This is a genomic window from Zhihengliuella salsuginis (genome assembly GCF_014651715.1).
In the GTDB taxonomy this organism is placed as follows: domain Bacteria; phylum Actinomycetota; class Actinomycetes; order Actinomycetales; family Micrococcaceae; genus Zhihengliuella; species Zhihengliuella salsuginis.
The window spans coordinates 124,391-149,549 of the sequence record NZ_BMXK01000004.1 but is presented as its reverse complement, the minus strand read 5'-3'; the positions used below and the strand labels follow the sequence as shown (position 1 = coordinate 149,549).

Below are 25,159 nucleotides of genomic sequence, written 5' to 3'. Positions count from 1 at the left end.
GCGAACATGAAGTGGAGGTGAGTCGACTAAAGTGGATGCCGTGACTAACGTTCCTGCTGCTCCAGACCATCAGACGGTTCTGGTCGTCGACTACGGTGCCCAGTACGCGCAGCTCATCGCGCGCCGCGTACGCGAGGCCAATGTGTATTCGGAGATCGTTCCGCACACCATGACCACCCGGGAGATCCTCGCCAAGAAACCGGCGGCGATCATCCTCTCCGGCGGCCCCTCGAGCGTCTACGCCGAGGGCGCCCCCAGGGTCGAGGCGGACCTGTTCGAGGCCGGCGTCCCGGTGCTCGGCATCTGCTACGGCTTCCAGGCGATGTCGAACGCCATGGGCGGCGACGTCGCCCAGACGGGCCTGCGCGAATACGGCTCCACCGGCGTGAAGACCACGGGCGACGCCCGGTCGATCCTCGCCGGAACGCCCGAGGACCAGAACGTGTGGATGAGCCACGGCGACTCCGTGCTCGGCGCACCGGAGGGCTTCGACGTCCTCGCCACGTCCGAGGGCGCGCCCGTGGCCGCCATCGCGGACGAGGAGCGCCGGCTCTTCGGCGTGCAGTGGCACCCGGAGGTCAAGCACTCCGCCCACGGCCAGACCGTGCTGGAGAACTTCCTGTTCAAGGGCGCCCGCCTGACCCCGGACTGGACCACCGGCAACATCGTCGAGGAGCAGGTCGAGCGCATCCGCGAGCAGATCGGCTCCGGCCGCGCCATCTGCGGCCTCTCCGGCGGGGTCGACTCGGCGGTGGCCGCGGCCCTCGTCCAGCGCGCCATCGGCGACCAGCTCACCTGCGTGTTCGTGAACCACGGCCTGCTGCGCGAGGGCGAGGCCGAGCAGGTCGAGACCGACTTCGTCGCCGCGACCGGCGCCAAGCTCTACATCGCCGACGAGCAGGAGCGCTTCCTGTCGGCGCTCTCGGGAGTCACCGACCCCGAGGAGAAGCGCAAGATCATCGGCCGCGAGTTCATCCGCGCCTTCGAGGCCGCCGAGGCCGAGATCGTCAAGGAGTCCGCGGAGGAGGGCGAGCCCGTCAGCTTCCTGGTGCAGGGGACCCTGTACCCGGACGTCGTCGAGTCCGGCGGCGGCGAGGGTGCTGCCAACATCAAGAGCCACCACAATGTCGGCGGCCTGCCGGAGGACCTGCAGTTCGAGCTCGTCGAGCCGCTGCGCGCCCTCTTCAAGGACGAGGTGCGCTCCGTCGGATCCCAGCTGGGCCTGCCGGACGAGATCGTCCAGCGCCAGCCGTTCCCGGGCCCCGGCCTGGGCATCCGCATCATCGGCGAGGTCAACGAGGAGCGGCTCACGCTGCTGCGCAAGGCCGACGCGATCGCCCGCGCCGAGCTGACGGCCGCCGGCCTCGACCAGGAGGTCTGGCAGATGCCGGTCGTCCTGCTGGCCGATGTCCGCTCGGTCGGCGTCCAGGGCGACGGCCGCACCTACGGGCACCCGATCGTGCTGCGCCCCGTCTCCAGCGAGGACGCCATGACGGCGGACTGGTCGCGCCTGCCGTACGACCTGCTCGCCAAGATCTCGAACCGGATCACGAACGAGGTCGACGGGGTCAACCGGGTCACGCTCGACGTCACGAGCAAGCCGCCGGGAACCATCGAGTGGGAGTAGAGCCCCCACGGTGACCCCGTTTCCCGGCCCGGGCGTTCGCGCCCGTCCGGGAAACGGGGTTTTCTCGTCCCGGGGGCGATCCCGGGCGGGGTCCGGCGTGTTTCGGTCGCCGGAACCCGGACGATTCTGACGTAGTTTAGAAGGGCCGTCGGTCTCTGCGACGGCGGCGAATCAAGCGATGGAAGGCGGTACCCGTTGGTGGGGACTGAAGAAAGCGGGCCGGCGATCGCCGACTGGCTGGACGAGCTCGGGCCCGGGGCGGGCACCGACACGCTGCTGCGCTTCGCAGGTTCGCCCTCCAACAGCATCGACGTCACGCACGCGCACCCGTCCGGCCTGGCCCAGTTCATGGCCGGCCGCCGCACCCGGCTCTCCATGCTGCTGCGCGACCAGGAGGCGTTCCTCCCCGGACTGCGCACGGCCCGCGCCCTGCGCGGGAAGATCCAGGAGCTCGCAGACGAACGCGGCATCGACGTCGGCTACCTCGCCGCGGGAGTCGTCTCCTGGCGCTCGGTCGTCGACGGCCGCTCGGAGCAGTTCAGCGCCCCCGTGATGCTCGTGCGCATCAGCCTCGCCGCCCGCGACCGGGACGACTACGACGTCCAGATCTCCGGCCGCGCCCAGGTCAACCCGGCGCTCGTCCGCTACTTCTCCGAACAGCACGGCGTCGAGATCGACGTCGACGCGCTCTACGGCGCCGCCTACATGACGGCGCGCTTCGACCCCCGCCAGGGGATGGACGAGCTGCGCCGCCAGCTCTCGGACATGCCGGGTGCCGTGGTCGAGCACCGCCTCCTCGTCTCCACCTTCGCCGACGTCGCCGACCCGGCCGACCCGGACCACATCGACCCGGAGCACCCCGTGGTCTCGCGGCTGCTCGCCGAGCACGGCAACGACTCCACTTCCCCGGCACGGCCGGTCGCCGAACCCGATGTGAAGGTGCTCAGCAGCGACGATCGCGATCCCGCGGACGAGCTGCTCGTCCTCGACGCCGACGCCAGCCAGCAGGAGGTCCTCGACCTCGTCGAGGCCGGCGAGTCCGTCGCCGTTTCGGCCCCGCCCGGCACCGGCCAGACCCAGACGGCCGTCAACGCCGCGGCGCTCCTGGCCGGGCAGGGCAAGCGCGTCCTCGTCGTCGCCGAGCGCCGGCAGACCGCCTCGGAGTTCGCGGACCGGCTCGAGCAGCTGGGCCTCGGCAGCCTGGCGCTGCGTCTCGCCCCCGAGATCGACGCGGAAACCCTGCGCCGCCAGCTGACCAAGTCGATCCTGCGCAACGAGCGCGCCACCGAACCACGCCTCGAGAAGCTGCACGAGACGCTCAAGCGGCACCGGCACGCCCTGCTGGACCACGTCCGGTCGCTTCACAACGAGCGCGAGCGCTGGGGCTGCTCGCCGTACCAGGCCATGCAGGAGCTCGCCCGGCTGACCTCGATGCTGCCGGCGCCGGCGACCGCCGTGCGCCTGAAGCGCTCCGTCCTGGACTCGATCGTGACCCGCCACGAGAGCAGCGCCAAGCTGCGCCGCGCAGCGGAGATCGGGGCCTTCACCCGCAAGGCGGCCGACAGCCCCTGGTTCGGAGCGCGCCTGCGGAACACCCGCGAGGCCGACGAGGCCTACGAGCTGGCCACCCGGCTCGACGAGGAACTGGCCCCGTTGCGCGAGAAGATGCAGAAGGGCGCCGAGTACTCGCAGATCAAGCTGGGCCCGACGTTCGCCCTGTGGGGCGAGCAGCTGGAGCTGCTCGTCGCCGTGCGCGAGAGCCTCGACAAGTTCGAATCCGACATCTTCGACCGGGACGTGGACGACCTCATCGCGGCCACCGCCCCGTCCTCGTGGCGCAAGGAGCGCGGCATCGAGCTCGGTTCCGTGACGCGCAGCCGGCTGCGCCGCGTCGCCAAGGAGTACATCCGCCCCGGCGTGCACATCGCCGACCTGCACACCTCCCTGCAGGAGGTGCAGCAGCAGCGCGAGGCGTGGAAGAGCTACGCCACCAGCCAGCGGCACCCGACCGTCCCCAGCGGGCTGCTGGAGATCAACCGGGACTACAACACCACGTACCGGAGGCTGCAGGCGCTCGACCGCGTCATGGGCACCGGCAAGGGCTCCCGGTCCCTCGTGGACCGCGAGATCGGCGAGGTCGTCCGGCACGTCAAGGGGCTGGTCGAGGACCACGAGGCCCTCTCGACGCTGCCCGAGCGGACGCTGCTGATCGAGCAGTTGACCGAGTCCGGCCTGGCCGAGCTCATGGACGACCTGCGCCAGCGCGAGGTCCCGGCCAGCGAGGTGGGGCACGAGCTCGAGCTCGCCTGGTGGCAGTCCGTCCTCGAGGCCATGATCAGCGGCGACGACTACCTGGCCATGTCCGACGGCAACCAGCTCCGTCAGCTGGAGGCCGAGTACCGGCTCGCCGACAACACGCACATCGCCTCGGGCGCGTCCCGCCTGAACTGGAAGCTGGCGCAGCGCTGGAAGGCCGCCCTCGGTGACCACCGCGCCGGCAGCCGCGAGCTCAAGGGGCTGCTCAAGGACGGGCAGCCGAGCGTCGAGACCCTGGCCGGGTTCGGCGCACCCCTGATCAACTCGCTGGTCCCCGTCTGGGTCGGTTCGCCGCTCATGATCCCGTCGGTGGTCCCGGCGGAGACGAAGTTCGACGCCGTGCTGCTCCTGGACGCGGACGCCCTGTCGCTGCGCAGCGCGATCGGGGCCATCAGCCGTGCACCCCAGGTCGTGGCCTTCGGCGACGAGGGCCTCGGCGGCCCGAAGAGCTTCAGCGTCTCCGTGGACCCGACGGCCTCCCTGCGCGTGCCGAAGCGGCCGGTCGGCACCTTCGCGGCGCTGTCCCGGGTGCTCCCGAGGCGCCGGCTCACCACCGTGTACCGCGGGGTCGACGAGGCGCTGACCGAGATCCTCGGAGCCGCCTACTACGACGCGGAGCTGCACCGGCTGCCCGTGGCCCGCACCCTCTCCGCAGCGAAACCGGCGCTCACCGTCGAGTACGTCCACGACGGCACCGGCCTGCCCGGCACGGGCGCCGAGGCCGTCGAGAGCACCGTCGGCGAAGTGCGGCTGGTGGCCGACCTCGTCTTCTCGCACATCCGGCGCCGCCCGCAGATGTCCCTGGCCGTGGTCGCATCCAACCAGCGGCACGCCGCGCGGATCGCCGAGGCCATCCAGGTCCAGCTGCCCAACTACCCGTGGGCTGCGGAGTTCTTCGCCCGGGACGCGGAGAAGTTCCAGGTCTCGACGATCGAGCGCTCGAAGTCGGTCGTCCGCGACGCGGTCATCTTCGCGCTCGGCTACGGCCGCACCCCGCACGGGAAGGCCGTGCACGACTTCGGCGCGCTCTCCGGCCCCGAGGGCGACCACCTGGTAGCTTCCGGTCTCACGCGGTCGCGCGAGCTGCTGACCATCGTCACGGCCGTCCGGCCGGAGGACCTCGACCTGTCCCGCGTGACGGGCGGGGCCGCCTGCCTGATGGACGTCGTCGAGCGCGCGATGCTGCCGGACCCGGAAGCGGGGCAGGAGGACGCCCCGCTCGAGGACCCCCTCGTGGCCGACCTGCGCAACCGCCTCGTCGAGCGCGGCGCGACGGTCAAGCAGCGGTACCGTGACGAGCTCGACCTGGCCATCCAGGCCCCGGCGGGCGACGACGGCGACGCTGCGCTGATCCCGCCGCTGGCCGTCGTCTCCGACGGGACGGACTCCTACCGGAAGCTGACCGTCAGGCAGCGCTCGCGCCTGCGCCCGCAGCTGCTCGAGTCGATGGGATGGCGCTACGTCCCGCTCTGGACGATCGACGTCTTCAGCGACCCCGGCCGCATCGCCAACGCCCTCGGCGACTACCTGAACCTGTCCGGCTCCGACGAGGACACCATGACGAATCCAGCATCCGGCGACCAGCGGCCCTCCGGCCGCCGCGCCCAGAAGCCGACCCTGTTCACCGACCCGGTCCTGCCGCAGAAGGCGGGGGAGGACGACCCGCAGTCCTGGGGCGACGGCTCCGAGGACCGCGACGGCTGGCTGCGGGAGCAGCGCCCGCCGCACTGGGGCTGAGCTCACCGGCCCGGTTCCGTTTCCGCCGCATCGCGCCCCGGCGCGACGAGCAGGAGCTGCAGCCGCCCCCGGCTCGCCGCACCGGCCAGGGCCCCGGCCTGTTCGGCGGACGCGGCGACGACGACGGTGGCCTGCGGCCCGCCCGGCCCCGCGGCCGGGTCCAACAGGCCGCCTCCCGCCGAGGACGGCACCCAGAGGATGGGGACCGCCCGTGCGATCCGCCGTGATTCGACGGGCCGTTCGTAGCCGTTCCCCTCGCTGAGGACGACGTCGACGTGCAGGCCGGGGGAGAGCAGCGAGAGCGTCTCCGTGTCGGCCGGCTGCAGCGGCACGGCCACGGTCCCCGGCGCGGTGCCGGCCAGCAGGTGCTCGCCCACGAGCAGCCCCTCGTGCAGCGGCGTCCCGGCCGTCGCGGCGATCGCCAGCTGCTGGCCGACCACCCCCGCCCCGTCGTCGTGCCCGCGCGCGACCCGGGGCGGCAGCGCCGCCACCTGGACGTCGCGACGCTCGACGTCGCCCGGCTCGAGCAGGCGACCGGCCGGCAGGTCGCGGGTGCTCACCTCGATCTCGACGGTCGGCGCCGCCTCCGGTGCCACCGCGCTCAATCCGCAGGCGACCGCCAGCGCGGTCAGCGCCACGGCCGCGGGGCGGCGGTAGCGGGCCACGATGTCCCGCCAGCCGCGCCGGTAGCCGCCCGCCGCCGGGTCCCGGCCCCGGTTCCTCTTCTCTCGCATGCCTCCATCAGAACCCGTGGGGGAACGCGGAAGCGCCGCCCACCTGCGGAGTGTGGACGGCGCCCTGGAATTCAGCGGCTGTGGACGGAGAGTCCTAGCTTGTCGCCTCGGAGGACGAGGACGAGGACGTGGAGGCGGCGGCGCGCGAATCGGTGTGGTAGAAGCCCGACCCCTTGAACGTCACCCCGGCGACGTTGAACTTCTTGCGCAGGGTGCCCGCGCAGCCCTCGCACGTGGTCAGCGAGTCCTCGCTGAACGACTGGAAGACGTCGAACTCGCTGCCGCAGTCCTTGCAGGCGTATGCGTAAGTAGGCATGAACTTCCTTCTAGCACTCGATTGGTTCGACTGCCAATTCTATCACCGCGCGAACCACCCGATGCCGCGGGACGTCACAACCCCGTCGACCGGCTGGTCCTGGGGCCCGGTCGGGACGGTGCCGGCGGTCGCGAGCTCGTGCTCGTAGACGACGGCGAGCAGCGGGGGAGGCGCCTCCGGGCGGCCGCGCAGCGCGGCGATGAACCGGTCGTAGTAGCCGCCGCCCTGCCCCAGGCGCGCCCCGCGCTGGTCGACGGCCTGCGCCGGAACCAGCACGACGTCGGCCGCGGCCGCCGCCTCCACCCCGCCCCGGTGCCCCACGGGCTCGTCGATGGGGGCGACCGCGGACCTCGCCACCGCGACCCCCGGGAACCACTGAACCCACCCCAGCTGCCGCTCCGGGAGGCAGACGGGCACGATCAGGCGGGCGCCGTCGTCGTGCAGGGACTCCAGCAGGGGCTCCAGCGACGGCTCGGCGCCGTAGGAGAGGTAGGCGGCGACCGTGACCGGCTGCGGGCGTTCGGCGATCCACGCGCGCAGCTCCTCGGCGACGGCCCCCATCTGGCGCGAGCGCTCCGGGGCGGGCAGCTCGCGGCGCCTGCGCCGCCACACGCGGCGGACCTCGTCCTTGACCTGCGGTGCGACCGGTTGGGGATCCTCGTTCATGAGGTCATCGTAGCGGGGCGGATGCGCATATGCTTTTGACCATGTCACGTCTTGCCCCGTGGTGGCCGGCCACGCTCGAATCCGGAGACATCGTGCTGCGCCCGCTGCGGCGGGGCGACCACGCCGAGTGGAGCGCCGCGCGCCGCCGGAACGCCGACTGGCTGCGCCGGTGGGAGGCGACCCAGCCGGACGCCGGGCGCATGCCGTCCTTCCGGGAGATGGTGCGCTCGCTGAACCGGCAGGCCCGTTCGGCGCAGGCGCTGCCGTGGGTGATCGCGGTGCGGGACCCGCGGGTGGCGAAGCCCGTCATCGCCGGCCAGCTGACGGTCTCGACCATCACCTGGGGGTCGGCGAAGAGCTGCTCCATCGGCTACTGGATCGACAGCTCGCGGGCGGGCCAGGGGATCGTGCCCCGGGCCGTCGCCCTGGCCGGCGACTTCTGCTTCGACGAACTGGGCCTGCACCGCATCGAGGTCAACATCCGTCCCGAGAACGCCCCCAGCCTGAGGGTTGTCGAGAAGCTCGGCTTCCGCGACGAGGGGGTCAGGGCGCAGTTCCTGCACATCGACGGGCAGTGGGCGGACCACCGGACGTTCGCGCTGACGAAGGACGAGGTCAAGCACGGTTTCGAGGCCCGGCTCGGCGCGTTCGGGTAGCGTCCCGGGCGCCCGGCGTGCCGCGGCTGTGCGAGATAAAGCACATCGATGTGAGTTTCGTGGCAGACACACCGCGAGTAATCCGAGGTCAGCTCTGCATCCCGACGTAACGTCAGGTGTGTGGTCGCAGGTGGCAGCCGGCGTCCGCACTGCCGCTACCACCATCCGGCGGCACTGAAAACGTACAATACCGACCCGCACGGCCGGCACGGCCAGCACCGGGAGGACTCCCAATGAACTCGACTGAACCGCGCGAGACCCAGCAGCAGCGCCAGACTCAGGCGACCCAGGGACGACTCCGCGTGCGCTACGGGCGCCTCGGCCTCGCCCTCGTCGGCGTGGCCGCGCTGGGCGCTTTCGTCGTCACGGTTCTGCTGGCCCCGTTCGGCGTCGTCTCCGGGCTGTGGCCGCTGGCCGCCGCGGCGGTCTTCGCCGGTTCCTTCGTGTCGCTGCGCTCGCTCGCGGTGCGCGACCGCCGCCGCCGCGTCCTGGAGCGCATCAACCGCACCTACAGCGACGCCATGGCCGCCGTGGCCGGCATCGTCGCCGCCGAGGAGCCGGTCCACGGCAGCTCCGACGTCTTCGACGCGCAGCCGGGATCGGGCGAGACCGAGCGCCAGCTCACGGTCCAGGAGCTGCGGGCCGAAGCCCGCCGCGTCGCCGCCAGGGAGAACGCGCAGCGTCCCGTGGCCACCACCGGCGCCCTCGAGCAGAGCCGCACCTGGGAGCCGGTCGCCGTCCCGAGGCCGACCTACGTCGACGCCGACAAGGCGACGCGGCCCGAGCCGGCCCCGCTGCAGCGCCCCGAGGAGAAGAAGCCGGTGAACGTCAAGAGCATCCTGGCCGACACCCGGGCTAAGTCCTCCGCCGCCGCCGAGCCGGTCGCCGCCGCACCGGGCATCCAGCACGCGCAGGCCGCGGGCCGCATCAACCTCGACGACGTCCTCCAGCGCCGCCGCGGCGCCTGACGGTCGCGAACGCCGGAACCGAAGGCATGTGAGCATGGGCTCCCCGGACGCAGCGAGACGCTGGCCTGAGGAGCGCCAGCTCGCCTTCGTCAACGACCACGCCGGCCGGCTCATCGCGTCCGGGCTCGGGATGGATCCGAGCAGCTACGACACGCTGCAGCCGACCCAGGTCCAGCTGCAGCACCGCCCGGGGGCGGGCATCAGCGCCCTCTACTCCCTGCGCGACGGCAGCGGGTTCGTCGGCCTCACCACGGAGAATCTGCCCGGGCCCGTCGCCGACGACCTCGGCGCCACGCCCTACACCCAGCTGCGCATCCCCGGGTACGAGGTGGCCCCGCAGGGGTTCGACGAGCTCGTCGTCTCGGTCTGGCGCCACCCCCGCGACCCCAAGCTGCCCGGTCTGGCCTCCGCCGCCATCCCGGAGCGCGCCGAGGCCGCGTTCGGGGACGGCGACCGCCTCACCCATCTCGAGACCGTCGCCTACCGCCCGCTGCGCCGCGCCGTGCTGCGGGCCTCGTTCGCCCGGGACGAGCCCGAGCTGACCGAACGGGCGATCTACCTGAAGGTCATGCGTCCGGACCTCGCCGGGGAGCTCGTCGAGCGCAGCCGCATCCTCGCCGCCGCGGGCCTGCCCGTGCCCGAGGTGCTCGCCCACCACGAGGACGGCGTCGCCGCCTTCGCCGAGCTCTCCGGGGCGTCGCTCTCGCGCCTGATCATGCACGACGGCGGCCGGAGCCTGGATCCGAACGTCCTGGTCGGGCTCCTGGACCGGATGCCGGCGGCCGTCGTCGACCTGCCGCACCGCCCCGCGTGGGCCGACCGCGTGGACCGCTACGCGAGCGCCGCGCGCACCGCCCTGCCTCAGGCCGCCTACCGGATCGACGAGCTCGAGCGCGGCGTGCAGGCGGCGCTCGAGGCGGCCGACCGCGGCCCCATCGTGCCCACGCACGGCGACTTCTACGAGGCGAACCTGCTCATGGAGGAGAACCGGCTGGTCGGGCTGCTCGACGTCGACAACGTGGGGCCGGGCCGCCGCGCCGACGACCTCGCCTGCCTGCTCGGGCACGTGGCGGTCCTCCCCGCCGTCGACCCCCGCTACGTCTACATCGGCGAGGCCCTGGACCACTTCGGCAAGGTCTTCGAGCAGCGGTGCGACCCGCGCGCGCTGTGGGGGAGCGCGGCCGGCGTGGCCGTCTCGCTCGTCGCCGGCGCGAGGGTCCCCGGGCAGGGCGACGAGTGGGTCCCGGCGGCGTTGGGCCGCCTCGAGGCCGCCGAGCGGCTGCTCGCGCGTGTTCCGTCCTGACGGCCCGCGGAGATGAGAGGACTCTCATCTCGGTCTCCTCCGCGTCTCATGCCGGTCCGCCATGCTGGGACGACGGCGGCGGAGCGGCCGGGACACGACGAGCTGGAGGTAGACCGTGAAGACGAAGGCCTGGGCCATGGCCGCGGCCATGGGACTCATCATCGCGGGCGGCGGCGCCGTCGTGGCCGGCGAGATGATCGGAGCCGAGCAGGACCTCGGGCGGGGCGTCATCGAGGTCGACCCCGCCGGCGGCTCGGCCGGGGCCTCGTCGCCCGCCCCGGCGTCGTCCGCTCCGACCGGCGAACCGGTCGAGGAGGCCGGCGGCTCCGGTGGCTCCGGCAGCTCCGGCGGCTCCGGAGGCTCGAGTGGTGAGTCGGCGGACTCGCCGCGCCCCGACCCGGTGGAGACCAGACCGGAGGAGACCGAACCGGAGGCCACGCCCGCCCCGGCCGAACCCGCACCAGCCACGACCCGGGCGCCCTCCCCGGCCACGCGGGAGGCGGAGCCGACACGGGAGACCACGGTCCAGCCGGCCACCCCCGAGGCCCCGGACGACGACCGCGACGACCACGACGATGACGACCGCGACGACGACGACGTGGACGGCGACGAGGACTAGCCCAACCGGTACCCGGCCCCGCGGACCGTCTCGATGCGGGACGAGCCGAGCTTGTTGCGCAGATACCGCACGTAGACGTCCACGACGTTGGAGCCGGGGTCGAAGTCGTACCCCCACACGCGCGAGAGCAGCTGCTCGCGGCTGAGGACCTGGCCCGCGTTGCGCAGGAAGGCCTCGGCAAGGGCGAACTCGCGCGCCGAGAGGTCGATGCTCCGGCCGTCGACCTCCGCCTTGCGGGCCCGCAGGTCCAGCCGGAAGCCGTTGTGGCTGAGCGTGTTCTCCTGCTCCTGGGCGACGCTGGCCCCGTTCGCCGCCGGCCGCAGCCGGAGCCGGATCCGGGCGATGAGCTCCTCGAACCGGAACGGCTTGGCGAGGTAGTCGTCGGCCCCGCCGCCGAGGCCCGCCAGGGTGTCGTCGAGCCCGGTGCGGGCCGTGAGCATGATGACGGGGACGTCGTTGCGCCCGTCGCGGAGCTGGCGGAGGACTTCGAAGCCGTCGATGTCCGGCAGGCCGACGTCCAGCAGGACGAGTTCGAAATCCCCGGTCATGGCGAGGCTGAGCCCCTCGTTGCCGCTCGAGGCCACGGCCGGGTGGAATCCCGCCGAGCGCAGTCCCTTCGAGACGAACGCGCTGATGCGCGGCTCGTCCTCGATGATCAGAATCTGGCTCACTCGTTGCTCCTTGTCAGATCGGTACCTCCAGCGTAAAGACCGTTCCGACATTCCTGGTCGAAGCGACGGTGATGTGTCCTCCGTGGCCCTCGCAGATGGCGCGCACGATCGTCAGCCCCAGCCCCGAGCCCTCGGCCCGGCTGCCGTTGCGTCCGCGGGAGAAGCGGTCGAAGATCGACTCGACGTCGTCCTCGGCGATGCCGATCCCGGCATCGCGCACCCAGAGGCGCAGCGTACGACGTCGTTCCCCGCCCGCCGCTGCGGGCTCGGCGGCGACCTCGGAGCCGATGACCACCGCGGATCCGGACTCCGAGAACTTCACTGCGTTCTGACACAGCTGCAGCAGGGCCTGCGTGATCCGGTAGGGGTCGAGCGAGGCCTTCGCGGACGTGGAGCCGACGAGTGCCCAGTCGCGGTCGCCGAGGCCCGAGGCCTTGTCGAGGACGTCGGCCATGAGGGCATCGACGTCCGTCGGCCGCGGCTGGACGAAGTCGTCGCGGTCCGCGGAGGCCAGGGTCGACAGGTCGTCGATGAGCAGGGTCATCCGCGACAGCTCGTCGAGCGCCAGCGACTGGGTCTGGCGGACGTCGTCGGGATCGTCGGCGTCCTGCAGCTCCAGGTGGCCCTGCAGGATCGCGACCGGCGTGCGCAGCTCGTGCCCGACGTCCTTGAGCAGCTGGCGCTGCGAGGCGAGCGCGTCCTGCAGCCGGTCGAGCATGCTGTTGAACGTCTCCGACAGGTCCGCGAGGTCGTCGTTGCCGTCGACCGCGAGCCGCTCGTCGAGGTCGTCCGCGCTGATGGCGGCGGCCGTGCTGCGCAGCGCGTGCAGCGGCTGGAGCAGCGTCCGGAGCAGTCCGAACGAGACGGCCGCGCTGACGGCCAGCGCGATCGCCCCGGCCGCGGCCCAGATCCCGACGTTGCGGTGGAGCTCGCCCAGCTCCTGATCGAGGTCGAAGGCCAGGACGAGGCGGGCGGGGGAGGGGTCGTCGGCGAGCTGGACGGGCACGACCGCCGCCCGGTAGGACGCCGTCGACGTCTGGACGGTGCTCACCTCGACGCGGTCCGTCTCCGGCCGCGCGAGCAACTGCCGGACCAGCTCGGCGTCGGCCTCCAACCGCACCGGGACCGGCTCGGGGGCGCTCCACCGCACGGCCCCGTCCTGCAGGACGAGGACGCCCTCGTTCTCCTCGGGGGACGAGCGCTGGATGGCGAGGTAGGTCAGTTCGTCGGCCGAGGTGAAGGCCTCGCCGGTGTCGGGGTTGAGCCCCGTCTGCGCGAGGGCGCGGAACTCCCGCACCTCGCGCTGCAGCGAATCGTCGATCTGCGCGTGCAGGTCGCCGCGCTGGACGAGGTAGTTCGCCGTGCCCGCGATCGCGAGCGTCAGGCCGGACAGCGCGACGAGGGCCACCATGATGCGCGTGCGCACCGAGGCGCCCCGCAGTTGCGCGACCCACCGCCTCGTCATGACTCGCGGGGCTCTTCCGGCTCGTCCTCGTCGCGCCGCCGCCCGCCGTCGGACGGGCCGGCGTCGTCCTCGCGGCCGATGGCCTCCTCCGCGGCGAGGACGCCGTGGGCGGCGTCCTCGGCGCCGTCCAGGGCCTCGTCCACGACCCGCTGGGCTGTCTCGCGGGCCTCGGCGGCCTGCAGGGCCAGGCCCTGCTCGTCGAGGACGTCGGCCAGGCCGCGCTGCGCGGCGTTGACGTGCGCGACGCTGTCGGCGTGGTCCGAGCTGATCAGGCGGTAGAGCGCGGCGGCCTCGTCGAGCCGCTTCGACTCGGTCAGCACGTGGGCGGCGAAGAGCTCCGCGTTGCCTGCGGCGTCCGCGTCGGACACGGTCCGGAACCGGTCCGCGGCGTCCAGCGCCTCGGCCACCGCGCGCCGCCCGTCGCCGAGCATCCACGCGCACCGGGCGTGGGTGTCGCGGAAGTCCGCCGAATGCCAGTCGGCGCCGTGGTCGTCGGCGAGCCGGATCGCCTCGTCCAGCGCGCCCAGCCCGTCGACGTCCTTCTCCTCGCACAATGCGTGCCCGAGCGCGTGCAGGGCCGTCGGCAGCGCCGCGGGATCCGACTCGGCGTCCCGGGCGAGGTCCACGGCCCGCTGGTAGTGCCCGCGCGCCTCGGCGGGATCGCCCTCGTGCGAGACGAGGGTGGCCAGGGCCAGGAGCGTGCGTGCCGCCTCGCCCGGGAGCCCTGCCTCCTCGAACGTCCCGGCGGCCTCCCGCCACATCGCCAGCGCCTCGTCGAACCGCTCCTGGTGGCGCAGGCTGTGCCCGAGCGACACGAGCGCCCGCGCCCGCTCCGTCACCCGGCCGAACGCGCCCAGCCGGTCGACGAGGGCCTCCAGCACCTCCTCGGCGAGCAGGTGCTCTTCGGCGTCCAGCAGCTGGTGCGCCAGCGCCAGGCGCAGTGCCCACGTCTCCTCGAATTCGCCGCGCTCGGCCTGCTGGATGGCGATCTTCCAGGCCAGGATCGCCGCGTCGTGGTCGGCCGACAGCGCCGCCAGCTGGGCGACGGCGGCCGCCGCCGAGACGGCGCCCTTGCGCACCCCGGCCCCCGAGTAGAGGTCCAGCGCCTCCAAGGCGCAGCCCTCGGCCTCGATCGCGTGGCCGCGCTCGCTGTTGGCCGTGGCCTTGACCATCCAGACGGCGGCCTTCATGGCCCGGTTCAGGTCCAGCTCGAGCAGGCGGTCGGCCACGGCGACGGCGACGTCCGTTTCACCGGCCGTCGCACGCGCATGGGCCAGGTACAGCAGGGCGCCGCCCTCCGACTCCGGCCTCCCGGCCGCGTGGTACACGTCCGCGCACCACTCCAGCGCCTCCAGCGCCGCCTCGTTCCCGGAGGAGTGCAGTGCGACGGCGAGGGCCAGCTTGATGTCCGCGAGGACGTGTTCCGGCGCGCCCGCGTCGCCGTGCGTGAGCAGGGCGGCCTCGAGCAGCGGCATCTCGGTCTCCGTCGCCTCGCGGAAGAGCAGGGACCCGAGGTCGGCCTCCATGTCGGCCTGGTGGTCCCAGCCCGCCGAGCGCAGCAGCGACAGGCGGGCGTCGGCGGCCCGGCGGGCGCCGTCGTCGTCCCCGCTGAGGTGGCGGATCGACGCCATGGCGCCCCAGAGGGACAGGCGCGTGGACGGGTCCGACTCCGGGAGTTCGAGGCCGGCCGTGATGGAGCGGATGGCGCCCGCGTGGTCCTCGGCGTAGGCGCGCTCGTACGCGAGGTCGAGGCAGCCGGCCGCGGACTCGGGCGTGCCGAGCGGGTGCGCCGGGACGCTGTGGAGGATGCGGTTCAGGCGGTCGGTCAACGCGGACACGGTTCCTCCTCTCGCGTTCGTCGGCGGGCGCGCACGGCGCAGGTCATCCTCCGAGCTTACGCATCGGCGACCGTGCGTTGCACCAACGGGCCCGCGCGGAACGGGATGTGTTCACTCAGGGCCAAGGACGTCTCCGTGCGGATCACGCCGCGCAGCTTCAGGATCGAGCGCAGGACCTGCTGCAGGTTGTGGGTGTCGCGCGCGGCGATGCGGCACCAGACGTCGCCGCGGCCGGAGGTCTCGAAGACCTCGAGGACGTGGTCGCTCCTGCCGAGGGCGGCGATGACCGAGTCGAGTTCGCGGTGGTCGACCTCCATCGTGATGAACGCGAGGACGTCGTAGCCGATGGCCGCGAGATCGACGTCGCGGCCGCCGTCGCGCAGCACCCCCGAGCGCATCAGCCGCCGCAGCCGGCTCTGGACCGTGTTGCGCGCAACGCCCAGGGAGTCGGCGAGCTCGTTGATCTGCGCGCGGGGCTCGTTCATCAGCCTCAGCAGCAGCTGCAGGTCTGAGGCGTCCAGCACACCATGGCGGTTTGTCATTCTGCTCCATTTCGTCTCACATCAGGCGTCAATTTTGAACTTTACGCTCAATCTCGTCATCCGTCATGCAGCAGAAACGTCAGGCGGTCCCATCATGAATGTGTAGTGGTCAACGCGGGCGAAAGGGAGTGGGCATGACGGTCATCGGCGAGCTGCGGATGCGCGCATCCGACGACCTTTCGCTCCGCGGGGGCTGGGACGCCTCCATGACCACCCGGGTGGTGCTCACCGGCTCGGTCATGGCGCTGCTGTTCATCGGCGTCAACATCGCCACCCCCCTCTACCCCCTGCTGCAGGACAAACTGGCCCTGGGCCCGTTCGGCGTGACCGTCGCGTTCACCGCCTACGTGCTGGCCCTCATCGTCGGGCTCGTCTGCTACGGCCACTGGTCCGATCACATCGGCCGCCGCGCGGCGCTGGTGATCGCGGTCCTGGTCGGCCTGACCGGCGGACTGGTCTTCGCGTTCGCGCCGTCGCTCTGGGTGCTGGTGCTCGGGCGCGTCCTCCAGGGCGCCGCCGTCGCCGCCGCGACCGGGGCGAGCAGCGCCGCCCTGCGCGAGCTGCTGCCCCGGCACCAGGACTGGGCGGGCCGCTTCACCCTGCTGCTCAACGCCGGCGGCGTCGCCGCCGGGCCGATCATCGGGGGCCTCCTCAGCCAGCTGCCGAACCCCACCGTGACCCCCTTCCTCGTCCACAGCGCGGCCCTGATCGCCGTGCTGGTCCCGCTGTGGCTGCTGCGCGCCCGCCCGGCCCTCGCCCCGGCCCCCGGCAACGCCCGCGGCGCCCTGCGCCCGCGCCGGCTGCGGCTCGCCGCGAACGCCCTCAGCCAGTTCTGGGTCGCCGCGCTGACCGGCCTGCTCAGCTTCGCCGTCTTCGGCATGGTGCTCTCGCTGGCCCCCGGCTACTACGCCGACGTGTTCGGCATCGAGTCCCGCGTGCTGCTCGGCCTGATCGCCTCGCTGACGCTCGTCGCCTCCGCCGTCAGCCAGCTGCTCGGCCGCGCGACGCCGGCGACCATCGCCCCGGCCCTCGTCGCCATGGGCGCGGGCGTCGGCGTGCTGGCCCTCGGCGGGCACCTGGCCTCGCTGGAGCTCGTGATCGCCGGCAGCATCCTGGCCGGCGCCGCGCAGGGGCTCGCCTTCCGCGGCGCGTTCAACGACGCCGCCGGCGCGATCGACGCCTCCCAGCACGCGCAGGTGATCAGCCTCATCTACGTCGTCACCTACGCCGGAAGCGCGATCCCCGTCCTCGGTCTGGGCCTCGTCGCGGGTCGGCTGGGTCTCGACGCCACGTTCATCCTCTTCGCCGCCGCGACCCTCGCCGGCTGCCTGGCCCTGGCCGCCGTGTCGTGGGCGCGCCTCCGCCGCCTGGCCCGTCCGCGGCGGCCCTGACCGCCGGGCGCGGGGCGGCGACTGACGATAGGCTGGACGGCATGACGAAACCCGCCCGCGCCTTCGACACCCGCCTCGCGGCGTACTGCGCGGTCGTCGACGACGGCCAGATGCTGCTCGCCCTCTGGGACGCGCGGGCCACCAACCCGGACCACGCCCCGCGCTGGACGCTGCCCGGCGGCGGGGTGGAGCTCGGCGAGTCCATCGAGGCCGGCGCCGTCCGCGAGGTCGAGGAGGAGACGGGGTACCGGGTCGAGCTGACCGGCCTGCTCGGCGTCGACTCCGGGCACATCCCCGCAGAGCGCCGGCTGCACGGCGAGGGGCGGCCGCTGCAGACGGTCGCGGTGCTGTACTCGGCCCGCGTGACGGGCGGTCGGCTACGCTTTGAGGTCGGGGGCAGCACCTCGCGCGCCGGCTGGTTCCCCGTGGACGAGGTCGGCGAGCTGAACCGGGTCGGCCGCGTCGACCAGGCCCTCGCACTGCTGCACGACAACGAACCCGACTGGAGCGCATGAACCCGAGCAACCCGGCCGCAGGCCCCCGCGGCGCCGCCGCCCACCGCCCGGCCCGCCCGCTGGCGGCGTCACCGCGACGCGCGGCGGCGCTGGCCGCCGTCGTGCTGCTGTCCCTGACCGCGTGCGGGACGTCGAACGGAGCGGAGCCGCCGGGCCCCGGGGCGGCCGCCTCGACCGCGGACGCCACGCCGTCCGCCGGCAGCCCGACGCCGCCGGGACCGCTGCTCGTCGGCGCCCCGGACGCCACACGCGAGGCGCGGATCATGGCCGCCCTGTACGCGGGTGCGCTGAACCGGGCCGGCATCGAGGCCGAGGTGCGCGAGGACATCGGGGAGTGGGCGCAGTACGAGAAGACGCTGCGCGACGGGCGGATCGACGTCGTCCCGGAGTACACGGGGCAGCTGCTGTTCCGCTACGACGCGGACTCGACGGCGCGCTCGGCCGGCGACGTGTCCGACGAGCTCTCCGAGGCCATGCCCGACAGCATCGAGGCGCTCGCCGCGTCGGACGCGGCCCGCCAGCCCGTGCTCGTGATGACACGCGCCGGGGCCGTCGAGCACGAGGTCGAGACCCTGGACGACCTCGGCGACGCCTGCGCCGACCTCGCCTTCGGCGGCCGGCCCTCGCTGCTGACCCATCCGGACGGCCTGCCCGCGCTGCGCGCCGAGTACGAGTGCGAGCCCGAATCGTTCACCCAGCTGGGTTCCGAGGCCGAAGCGCTGCAGGCCGTCATCACCGACCGCGTGCAGGTCGCGCAGATGGTCAACACCGACCCGAACATCGCCCGGCACGGGCTGGTGATCGTGAAGGACTCCGCCGACCACTTCACCGCACAGCGGGTGGTGCCCGTCGTCCACCGGGAATCGGTGGGCGAGGAGGCGCGCGAGGTGCTCGACCGGGTGTCCGCCGAGCTGACCGGCGAGGAGCTCGCCGCGCTGAATTCGCAGCTCATGGGGGACGCCCCTCTGACGGCCCGCGAGGCCGCTGCAACATGGTTAACGGAGCACGGGTTCGGCGGCTAGCTGTGGCAAGCTGGTTGCATGTCAGCCAGGGAAGAATCCACCAGCGAATCCATGCGGTACACGCAGTCGTCGAAGCTTCGCGACGTGCTCTACGACATCCGGGGTCCCGTGCTCGAGCACGCCCATCGGATGGAGTCCGAGGGGCACCGCATCCTCAAGCTGAACATCGGCAACCCGGCCCCCTTCGGGTTCGAGGCCCCGGACGAGATCCTGGTCGACATGATCCGGAACCTGCCGAACGCGCAGGGCTACTCCGATTCCCGCGGCATCCTCTCCGCGCGCACGGCGGTCTCGCAGTACTACCAGACGCGCGGCATCCGCACGATCAGCGTCGATGACATCTACCTCGGAAACGGCGTCTCCGAGCTGATCACGCTCAGCCTGACGGCCCTGCTCGAGAACGGCGACGAAGTCCTCATCCCGGCGCCCGACTACCCGCTGTGGACCGCGTCCGTCTCCCTGGCCGGCGGCCGGCCGGTGCACTACCTCACGGTCGAGGAGGAGGGGTGGATGCCCGACCTGGAGGACATGGCCTCCAAGATCACGGACCGCACCAAGGGCATCGTCCTGATCAACCCGAACAACCCGACCGGCGCCGTGTATCCGAAGCACGTCATCGAGTCCATCCTCGAGCTGGCCCGCCGGCACAACCTGATCGTCTTCTCCGACGAGATCTACGAGAAGATCCTGTACGACGACGCGGTCCACTACAACACCGCCGCCCTGTCCGACGACGTCCTGACCCTGACGTTCTCCGGGCTCTCGAAGGCCTACCGCGTGTGCGGCTTCCGCGCCGGGTGGATGGCGATCTCCGGCCCCAAGCACCAGGCGCAGGACTTCATCGAGGGCATCAACCTCCTGACGAACATGCGCCTGTGCGCGAACGTGCCCGGCCAGAACGCCATTCAGACCGCCCTCGGCGGGTACCAGTCCATCAACGACCTGATCCTGCCGGGCGGGCGGCTGCTCGAGCAGCGGAACCTGGCCTACAAGCTCCTCAACGACATTCCGGGCGTCTCGGTCCAGCAGGCCAAGGGGGCCATGTACCTGTTCCCGAAGCTCGACCCCGAGGTCTATCCGATCAAGAACGATGAGAAGTTCGCCCTCGACCTGCTCAAGCAGCAGAAGCTGCTCGTGACGCACGGGACCGGCTTCAACTGGGTCGCCCCGGACCACTTCCGTCTGGTGACCCTGCCCAACGTCCGGGATCTGGAGAACGCGATCTACCGGATCGCCGATTTCCTCGAGGATCTCCGGGAACGGGCCTAGGCGCCACGCATGGGGAGCAAGTCGAAGCAGAAGAAGCAGCGGGCCGAGGAGCTGGCGGCGGTCTATGCGGCCGTCGACGCCGCCGAACCGGCGTACGACTCTCTCGAGTTCGAGGAGAGTCCGACGACGGCGATGCGCGCTCGCCGCCCGGTCCGCCTCGCCGACGTCGATCCGCGGGACAAGACCGGATACGACGGCAAGAAGGCCGACGGCGTGAAGACGCTCGCGGCCATGGACCCGGTCCTGAGCGACCTCCAGGAGCGCCTCTTCGCCGCCTCCCGCCACGGCGCGGCGGACCGCGTGCTCCTGATCATCCAGGGCATGGACACGGCCGGCAAGGGCGGCATCGTCCGCCACGTCATCGGCACCGTCGACCCCCAGGGCGTCCACCACCACGCGTTCAAGGCACCCAGCGAGGAGGAGCTCGAGCACGACTTCCTGTGGCGCATCGAGAACGAGATCCCCGGGGAGGGGATGATCGGCGTCTTCGACCGCTCGCACTACGAGGACGTCCTCATCCACCGCGTCCGCGGCCTCTCCAGCACCGCGGAGGTCGAGGGCCGCTACGCGGCCATCCGCGAATTCGAGGAGGACCTGGCCGGGCGCGGCGTGAAGATCGTCAAGGTCATGCTCCACATCTCGAAGGACGAGCAGGCCGGACGCCTGCAGGAGCGCCTGGACCGTCCGGAGAAGCACTGGAAGTTCGACCCCGCCGACATCGACGGGCGCGAGATGTGGGACGACTACCAGCGGGCCTACGAGATCGCGATCGAGGAGACCGACGCCGACCACGCGCCGTGGTTCGTCGTTCCGGCGGACCGCAAGTGGTTCGCCCGGATCGCCGTCCAGGAACTGTTGATCGAGGCCCTCCAGGACATCGATCCGCAGTGGCCGGCGGCGACCTTCGACGTCGCCGAACAGAAGGCCCGGCTCAGCGCCGAATAGGGGAGGGCGCCGGTGCGGCGCGGTCTCTAGCCCCGGTTCTCGCCCTCGACCCGTTCGCGGGCCGACTCGAGGCGCTGGCGCGCCCCTTCCAGCCATCCCTCGCAGCGGGCCGCGAGCGCCTCCCCGCGCTCCCAGAGGGCGAGCGACTGCTCGAGGCTCGCGCCGCCGGCCTCCAGCTGCGAGACCACGGTGATCAGCTCCTCCCGGGCCTGCTCGTAGCTGAGCTGCGCGACGTCGGAGTTCGCTGCGGGGGTGTTCGGTGATTCAGTCATGATGTCCTTCCGGGCTGACGGGCTGGTTCTGGGAGTTCTCTTCGGAATGCGGGCCGGTGTTGCTCTCGTGGGTCGCCGTCACCGACGCGTCGAGGCTGCCGTGGGCGAGCCGGACGAGGAGGTCAGCGCCCACGGGCACCTCGGCGGCGTCCCGCACGACGTCGCCGGCCGGTGCGGACCGGTCGGCGCCGCCGACCTGGACGATCGCGTAGCCGCGGTCGAGCGTCTGCTGCGGGGACAGCGACCGGACCTGCGCCCGCAGGTGCTTGATCTCGGCCTCGCCGCGGACGACGGCGGTACGGGCGGCTGACAGCGAACGCTCGACGAGGCGGTCGAGGTCCTCGCGCCGGGACTCCAGCATGGATTCCGGCGCCGCGAGGACGGGGCGGGTGCGCAGGGCGGCGATGCGCTCGGACTCGCGCTCGAGCAGCTGTTCGACCGCGCGGTCCAGCCGCAGGCGGGCCTGGTCGATGCCCTGCCTCTCCTCGGCCACGTCCGGGACGATCCGCTTGGCGGCGTCGGTCGGCGTCGACGCGCGGAGGTCGGCGACGTCGTCGAGGATCGGGCGGTCAGCCTCGTGGCCGATCGCGCTGACGACGGGCGTGGCGGCCTCCGAGACCGCCCGCACCAGCTCCTCGGCACTGAACGGCAGCAGGTCCTCGAGGGCGCCGCCGCCGCGGGCGATGACGATCACGTCGACCTCGGGGTGGCTGTCCAGCTCGGCCAGGGCGGTCATGACCTCGCCGACCGCGTTGACCCCCTGCACGGCGGTGTTGCGGACCTCGAACACGACGCCCGGCCAGCGCAGCGTGGCGTTGCGGACGACGTCCTTCTCCGCGTCGGAGTCGCGGCCGGTGATCAGGCCGATGCGCGCCGGGAGCAGGGGCAGCTTCTGCTTGCGGTCCGGGTCGAACAGGCCTTCGGCGCCCAGTGCCTGGCGGAGCCGCTCCAGCCGGGCCAGCAGGTCGCCGAGCCCGACGGGCCGGAGGTCGGAGGCGTTCATCGAGAGCCGGCCCGTCTTGAGCCAGAGGTTCGGCTTGACCTTGGCGACGACCCGGGACCCGACCTCGGGCGTGGCGTCGAGGCGGCTCAGGGTCGAGCGCCAGACGGTCACGGAGAGCGAGTTCTCGACGTCGACGTCGCGCATGGTCAGGTACGCGTGGCCGTTGCGGATGTTCGCCTCCAGCAGCTGCCCCTCGATCCAGGTTTCGGGCGCGCGTTCGATGTGCGCCTTGAGGATCTGGGCGAAGTGCTTGAGCGGCCAGGGGCTCTCCGGCGTGGTCTCCGCCGCGGTGGCGGGCATGGACCGGGGCTCGTCTGCCGGCGTCGGCTGCTCCACGTGATTCCTCTCGAACGGCGTCTCTGCTACTCATTCCTACCAGTTTCAACCCCCGTTACGTGATCTGGGCGGCAGAGATGTGGACGGCGAACCACGTAGCATGGAGGTATGCCTACCAGCACTACCGTCCCCGTTTCCGTGCCCATGCCGCAGATCCCGCGCCAGCGCCGCTCCCCGGAGGAGGTGGCAGCCGCAGCCCCCGTCGAGGGTGCCAAGCGCGTGCTGCTGGCTGCGCCGCGCGGCTACTGCGCCGGCGTCGACCGGGCCGTGATCGCCGTGGAGAAAGCGCTCGAGCACTACGAGGCGCCCGTGTACGTGCGCAAGGAGATCGTGCACAACCGCCACGTGGTCTCGGAGCTCGAGGCCCGGGGAGCGGTCTTCGTGGAGGAGACGGACGAGGTGCCCGAGGGCGAGCTGGTCGTCTTCTCGGCCCACGGCGTGAGCCCCGCCGTCGTCCAGTCCGCCGAGGACCGCAATCTGCAGACCATCGACGCGACGTGCCCGCTGGTGACCAAGGTGCACCGCGAGGCCGTGCGCTTCGCGAGGCAGGGCAACGAGATCCTCCTCATCGGGCACACGGGCCACGAGGAGGTCGAGGGCACCTACGGCGAGGCGCCGGAGGCCACCACCGTGGTGAACAACCCGGCGGAGGCGCGAACGGTCGAGGTCAAGGACCCGGACAAGCTGATCTGGCTGTCGCAGACCACCCTCTCGGTCGACGAGACGATGGAGACCGTGCAGATCCTGCGCGAGCGCTTCCCGAACCTGCAGGATCCGCCCAGCGACGATATCTGCTACGCCACGAGCAACCGCCAGGCCGCGATCAAGGAGATCGCCCCGCAGGCGGATCTCGTCATCGTCGTCGGTTCGTCCAACTCGTCGAACTCCGTGCGCCTCGTCGAGGTGGCCCTCGAATACGGGGCCAAGGCCGGCCACCGGGTGGACTTCGCCAACGAGGTCGACGAGGCCTGGTTCGAGGGCGTCGCGACCGTCGGCGTGACCTCGGGCGCCTCCGTCCCGGACGTGCTGGTGCAGGACGTCCTGAAGCTGCTCGCCGACTACGGCTACGTCGACCAGGAGGAGATCGTCACGGCCGAGGAGGACATCCTCTTCTCGCTGCCGAAGGAGCTGCGCGCGAAGCTCAAGGAGTCCGGCGACTCCTCGGGCGGCCCCGGCGGCCGGGTCAAGAACAACCAGGAGTCCTGACGTCCGGACCCCGGGAGGGAAACGATCCCGGCGGTCGGGAGAAGCCCGTCTGACGTGGTGACCTTCGAAGCGGCAGCGGGTAGTGTGCGGTGTGTCACACCGACCGACCTGCTGCACTGGAGGCAACCGTGTCCCGTTCATACACACCCGGCGGCGAGAACCGGAGCGCGCAGTCGAGTGCCCGCGAGAGCGAGCACACGGCTCCCGGTCTCCTGGCAGAGCCGGTCGAGCCCCGGACGAACAAGAGGCGGTGGATCGGCCTGGCCGCCGGAATCGTCGCCGCATTCGCCGTGTATTTCTCGATGCCGCAGGATCTCGATCCCGCCGCCCGGTTGACCGCGGCCACGGCCGTCCTCATGGGCATCTGGTGGATGACGGAGGCCCTGCCCATCCCGGCGACGGCCCTGGTGCCGCTGGTGGTGTTCCCGGTCTTCGGGGGCGTCGACATCGGCGACGTCGGGTCCAGCTACGGCAACGACATCATCTTCCTCTTCATGGGCGGATTCATCCTCGCCCTGGCGATGCAGCGGTGGAATCTCCACCGGCGGATCGCGCTGATGACGGTCTCCGCGATGGGCACCCGCTCCAACATGGTGATCGCCGGCTTCATGCTGGCCACCGCGTTCCTCAGCATGTGGGTCTCCAACACGGCGACCACCGTGATGATGCTGCCCATCGGCGTCTCCGTGCTGCTGCTCGTCACCAACATCGGCGGCGGGCGCGAGGGCGCCGGCGAGCCGTCCGACGGCGAGGAGGGGAGCGGGCAGGCGAGGTCCACCGACGCGAAGGTGAAGGAGGCGGTGGTCAAGTCCAACTTCGGCACCGCGCTGATGCTCGGCATCGCCTACGCCGCCTCGGTGGGATCGCTCTCCACCATCATCGGGACGCCGCCGAACACGCTCCTCGTGGGCTACATGAACGACGCCCACGGGGTGGAGATCGGCTTCGGCCGGTGGATGCTGGTGGGCCTGCCGCTGGCGGCCGTGATGCTGGTGCTGGTCTGGTTCCTGCTCACCAGGGTGCTGTTCAAGCCGGAGATCGACGAGATCCCGGGCGGACGCGAGCCGATCCGCCGCCAGCTGCGCGAGCTCGGACCGATGAGCACGGGGGAGAAGCTCGTGCTGGCGCTCTTCGCCCTCGCCGCGCTCTCCTGGGTCTTCATGCCGATGATCGCCTCCGGGCTGATCTCCGATGCGGGGATCGCGATGACCGTCTCGGTGCTGCTGTTCCTGCTGCCGGCCGGCGCCAAGCGCGGCGTGCGCCTCCTCGACTGGGAATCGGCCGTCAAGCTCCCGTGGGGCGTGCTGCTGCTCTTCGGCGGCGGCCTGGCCCTGTCCGCGCAGTTCAGCTCCTCCGGGCTGACCGACTGGATCGGCGAGCAGGCGGAGGCGCTCGGAACGGTCCCCGTGATCGTCCTGGTGCTCGTCATGGTCGCGGGCGTCATCTTCCTGACGGAGCTCACGAGCAACACCGCGACGGCGGCGACCTTCCTCCCGGTGGCCGGCGGCGTCGCGCTCGGCCTGGGCGTGGATCCGATGCTGCTGGCCGTGCCGGTGGCGCTGGCGGCCACCTGCGCGTTCATGCTTCCCGTGGCGACGCCCCCGAACGCGATCGCGTACGGGTCCGGCTACGTCACGATCGGGCAGATGATCAAGGGCGGCATCTGGCTGAACCTGGCCGGCATCCTGCTCATCACCGTCGTCACGATGACCCTGCTGACGGCCGTCTTCCGGCTCGGCTGA

Annotated in this window: 22 protein-coding genes; 13 read left to right on the top strand and 9 right to left on the bottom strand. The window is 72.0% G+C overall.

Going from position 1 to position 25,159, the window contains the following annotated elements; genetic code table 11:
- Positions 1-40 precede the first annotated feature (40 nt).
- Together guaA and IE069_RS05630 are read left to right on the top strand one after the other, a co-directional pair.
- Positions 41-1,627 (top strand): glutamine-hydrolyzing GMP synthase, encoded by a 1,587-nt coding sequence (gene guaA, locus IE069_RS05635; protein WP_189349144.1) that lies wholly within the window; start codon positions 41-43, stop codon positions 1,625-1,627.
- 198 nt (positions 1,628-1,825) lie between these two features.
- Positions 1,826-5,680, top strand: a complete 3,855-nt coding sequence (locus IE069_RS05630) for a DUF4011 domain-containing protein (protein WP_229790971.1) — start codon at positions 1,826-1,828, stop codon at positions 5,678-5,680.
- A gap of 2 nt (positions 5,681-5,682) precedes the next feature.
- Here IE069_RS05630 and IE069_RS05625 read toward each other — a convergent pair whose 3' ends face one another.
- From IE069_RS05625 to IE069_RS05615, 3 genes are all read right to left on the bottom strand, one after another.
- Positions 5,683-6,414: an RcpC/CpaB family pilus assembly protein gene (locus IE069_RS05625; RefSeq protein WP_189349142.1), complete on the bottom strand. Its 732-nt coding sequence runs from the start codon at positions 6,412-6,414 to the stop codon at positions 5,683-5,685.
- Between the two features lie 94 nt (positions 6,415-6,508).
- Positions 6,509-6,730, bottom strand: a complete 222-nt coding sequence (locus IE069_RS05620; RefSeq protein WP_189349141.1) for an FmdB family zinc ribbon protein — start codon at positions 6,728-6,730, stop codon at positions 6,509-6,511.
- 42 nt (positions 6,731-6,772) lie between these two features.
- Positions 6,773-7,396, bottom strand: a complete 624-nt coding sequence (locus IE069_RS05615; RefSeq protein WP_189349140.1) for a 5-formyltetrahydrofolate cyclo-ligase — start codon at positions 7,394-7,396, stop codon at positions 6,773-6,775.
- Positions 7,397-7,437: 41 nt separating this feature from the next.
- Here IE069_RS05615 and IE069_RS05610 point away from each other — a divergent pair, with 41 nt between their 5' ends.
- From IE069_RS05610 to IE069_RS05595, 4 genes are all read left to right on the top strand, one after another.
- The gene (locus IE069_RS05610; protein ID WP_189349139.1) at positions 7,438-8,052 is read left to right on the top strand and encodes a GNAT family N-acetyltransferase; all 615 of its coding nucleotides are present in this window, start codon (positions 7,438-7,440) and stop codon (positions 8,050-8,052) included.
- A gap of 233 nt (positions 8,053-8,285) precedes the next feature.
- Positions 8,286-9,020: a hypothetical protein gene (locus IE069_RS05605; RefSeq protein WP_189349138.1), complete on the top strand. Its 735-nt coding sequence runs from the start codon at positions 8,286-8,288 to the stop codon at positions 9,018-9,020.
- Between the two features lie 34 nt (positions 9,021-9,054).
- A complete protein-coding gene (locus IE069_RS05600; protein WP_189349137.1) occupies positions 9,055-10,323 on the top strand; it encodes an aminoglycoside phosphotransferase family protein in 1,269 nt (422 codons plus the stop codon).
- Between the two features lie 115 nt (positions 10,324-10,438).
- A complete protein-coding gene (locus IE069_RS05595; protein WP_189349136.1) occupies positions 10,439-10,942 on the top strand; it encodes a hypothetical protein in 504 nt (167 codons plus the stop codon).
- On the opposite strand, the gene IE069_RS05590 is transcribed toward IE069_RS05595, so the two are convergent.
- From IE069_RS05590 to IE069_RS05575, 4 genes are read right to left on the bottom strand one after another with little or no spacing between them, the layout of a single operon-like run.
- Positions 10,939-11,613, bottom strand: coding sequence for a response regulator transcription factor (locus IE069_RS05590; protein WP_189349135.1), 675 nt, complete (start codon positions 11,611-11,613; stop codon positions 10,939-10,941). The genes IE069_RS05595 and IE069_RS05590 overlap by 4 nt on opposite strands.
- A 13-nt stretch (positions 11,614-11,626) precedes the next feature.
- A complete protein-coding gene (locus IE069_RS05585) occupies positions 11,627-13,078 on the bottom strand; it encodes a sensor histidine kinase (RefSeq protein WP_189349134.1) in 1,452 nt (483 codons plus the stop codon).
- A complete protein-coding gene (locus IE069_RS05580) occupies positions 13,075-14,916 on the bottom strand; it encodes a tetratricopeptide repeat protein (protein WP_189349133.1) in 1,842 nt (613 codons plus the stop codon). The genes IE069_RS05585 and IE069_RS05580 overlap by 4 nt, the downstream gene beginning before the upstream one ends.
- 56 nt (positions 14,917-14,972) lie before the next feature.
- Complete coding sequence (locus IE069_RS05575) at positions 14,973-15,458, bottom strand: Lrp/AsnC family transcriptional regulator (protein WP_189349132.1); 486 nt, start codon at positions 15,456-15,458, stop codon at positions 14,973-14,975.
- Between the two features lie 134 nt (positions 15,459-15,592).
- Here IE069_RS05575 and IE069_RS05570 point away from each other — a divergent pair, with 134 nt between their 5' ends.
- From IE069_RS05570 to IE069_RS05550, 5 genes are all read left to right on the top strand, one after another.
- Positions 15,593-16,849 (top strand): MFS transporter, encoded by a 1,257-nt coding sequence (locus tag IE069_RS05570; RefSeq protein WP_189349131.1) that lies wholly within the window; start codon positions 15,593-15,595, stop codon positions 16,847-16,849.
- Positions 16,850-16,890: 41 nt separating this feature from the next.
- Positions 16,891-17,364, top strand: coding sequence for an NUDIX hydrolase (locus tag IE069_RS05565; RefSeq protein WP_189349130.1), 474 nt, complete (start codon positions 16,891-16,893; stop codon positions 17,362-17,364).
- Positions 17,361-18,386, top strand: coding sequence for an ABC transporter substrate-binding protein (locus IE069_RS05560; RefSeq protein ID WP_189349129.1), 1,026 nt, complete (start codon positions 17,361-17,363; stop codon positions 18,384-18,386). Before IE069_RS05565 ends, IE069_RS05560 begins: the two co-directional genes overlap by 4 nt.
- Positions 18,387-18,404: 18 nt before the next feature.
- A complete protein-coding gene (locus tag IE069_RS05555) occupies positions 18,405-19,655 on the top strand; it encodes a pyridoxal phosphate-dependent aminotransferase (protein WP_308425375.1) in 1,251 nt (416 codons plus the stop codon).
- A gap of 132 nt (positions 19,656-19,787) precedes the next feature.
- A complete protein-coding gene (locus IE069_RS05550) occupies positions 19,788-20,600 on the top strand; it encodes a PPK2 family polyphosphate kinase (RefSeq protein WP_189349263.1) in 813 nt (270 codons plus the stop codon).
- 26 nt (positions 20,601-20,626) lie between these two features.
- On the opposite strand, the gene IE069_RS05545 is transcribed toward IE069_RS05550, so the two are convergent.
- Together IE069_RS05545 and xseA are read right to left on the bottom strand one after the other, a co-directional pair.
- A complete protein-coding gene (locus IE069_RS05545) occupies positions 20,627-20,872 on the bottom strand; it encodes an exodeoxyribonuclease VII small subunit (protein WP_189349128.1) in 246 nt (81 codons plus the stop codon).
- Positions 20,865-22,175 carry an exodeoxyribonuclease VII large subunit gene (xseA, locus tag IE069_RS05540; RefSeq protein WP_189349262.1) on the bottom strand — a complete coding sequence of 437 codons (1,311 nt, stop codon included), beginning with the start codon at positions 22,173-22,175 and terminating at the stop codon, positions 20,865-20,867. The genes IE069_RS05545 and xseA overlap by 8 nt, the downstream gene beginning before the upstream one ends.
- Positions 22,176-22,319: 144 nt before the next feature.
- Here xseA and IE069_RS05535 point away from each other — a divergent pair, with 144 nt between their 5' ends.
- A complete protein-coding gene (locus IE069_RS05535) occupies positions 22,320-23,417 on the top strand; it encodes a 4-hydroxy-3-methylbut-2-enyl diphosphate reductase (RefSeq protein WP_189349127.1) in 1,098 nt (365 codons plus the stop codon).
- Between the two features lie 128 nt (positions 23,418-23,545).
- Positions 23,546-25,159, top strand: coding sequence for an SLC13 family permease (locus tag IE069_RS05530; RefSeq protein WP_189349126.1), 1,614 nt, complete (start codon positions 23,546-23,548; stop codon positions 25,157-25,159).

Coding starts and splice junctions, on each gene's coding strand:
- IE069_RS05535 (WP_189349127.1), top strand. CDS start 22,320: ATGCCTACCAGCACTACCGTCCCCGTTTCCGTGCCCATGCCGCAGATC.
- IE069_RS05565 (WP_189349130.1), top strand. CDS start 16,891: ATGACGAAACCCGCCCGCGCCTTCGACACCCGCCTCGCGGCGTACTGC.
- xseA (WP_189349262.1), bottom strand. CDS start 22,175: ATGCCCGCCACCGCGGCGGAGACCACGCCGGAGAGCCCCTGGCCGCTC.
- IE069_RS05570 (WP_189349131.1), top strand. CDS start 15,593: ATGACGGTCATCGGCGAGCTGCGGATGCGCGCATCCGACGACCTTTCG.
- IE069_RS05550 (WP_189349263.1), top strand. CDS start 19,788: ATGCGCGCTCGCCGCCCGGTCCGCCTCGCCGACGTCGATCCGCGGGAC.
- IE069_RS05610 (WP_189349139.1), top strand. CDS start 7,438: ATGTCACGTCTTGCCCCGTGGTGGCCGGCCACGCTCGAATCCGGAGAC.
- IE069_RS05560 (WP_189349129.1), top strand. CDS start 17,361: ATGAACCCGAGCAACCCGGCCGCAGGCCCCCGCGGCGCCGCCGCCCAC.
- IE069_RS05600 (WP_189349137.1), top strand. CDS start 9,055: ATGGGCTCCCCGGACGCAGCGAGACGCTGGCCTGAGGAGCGCCAGCTC.
- IE069_RS05605 (WP_189349138.1), top strand. CDS start 8,286: ATGAACTCGACTGAACCGCGCGAGACCCAGCAGCAGCGCCAGACTCAG.
- IE069_RS05625 (WP_189349142.1), bottom strand. CDS start 6,414: ATGCGAGAGAAGAGGAACCGGGGCCGGGACCCGGCGGCGGGCGGCTAC.
- IE069_RS05585 (WP_189349134.1), bottom strand. CDS start 13,078: ATGACGAGGCGGTGGGTCGCGCAACTGCGGGGCGCCTCGGTGCGCACG.
- IE069_RS05620 (WP_189349141.1), bottom strand. CDS start 6,730: ATGCCTACTTACGCATACGCCTGCAAGGACTGCGGCAGCGAGTTCGAC.
- IE069_RS05545 (WP_189349128.1), bottom strand. CDS start 20,872: ATGACTGAATCACCGAACACCCCCGCAGCGAACTCCGACGTCGCGCAG.
- IE069_RS05615 (WP_189349140.1), bottom strand. CDS start 7,396: ATGAACGAGGATCCCCAACCGGTCGCACCGCAGGTCAAGGACGAGGTC.
- IE069_RS05575 (WP_189349132.1), bottom strand. CDS start 15,458: ATGACAAACCGCCATGGTGTGCTGGACGCCTCAGACCTGCAGCTGCTG.
- IE069_RS05555 (WP_308425375.1), top strand. CDS start 18,405: ATGTCAGCCAGGGAAGAATCCACCAGCGAATCCATGCGGTACACGCAG.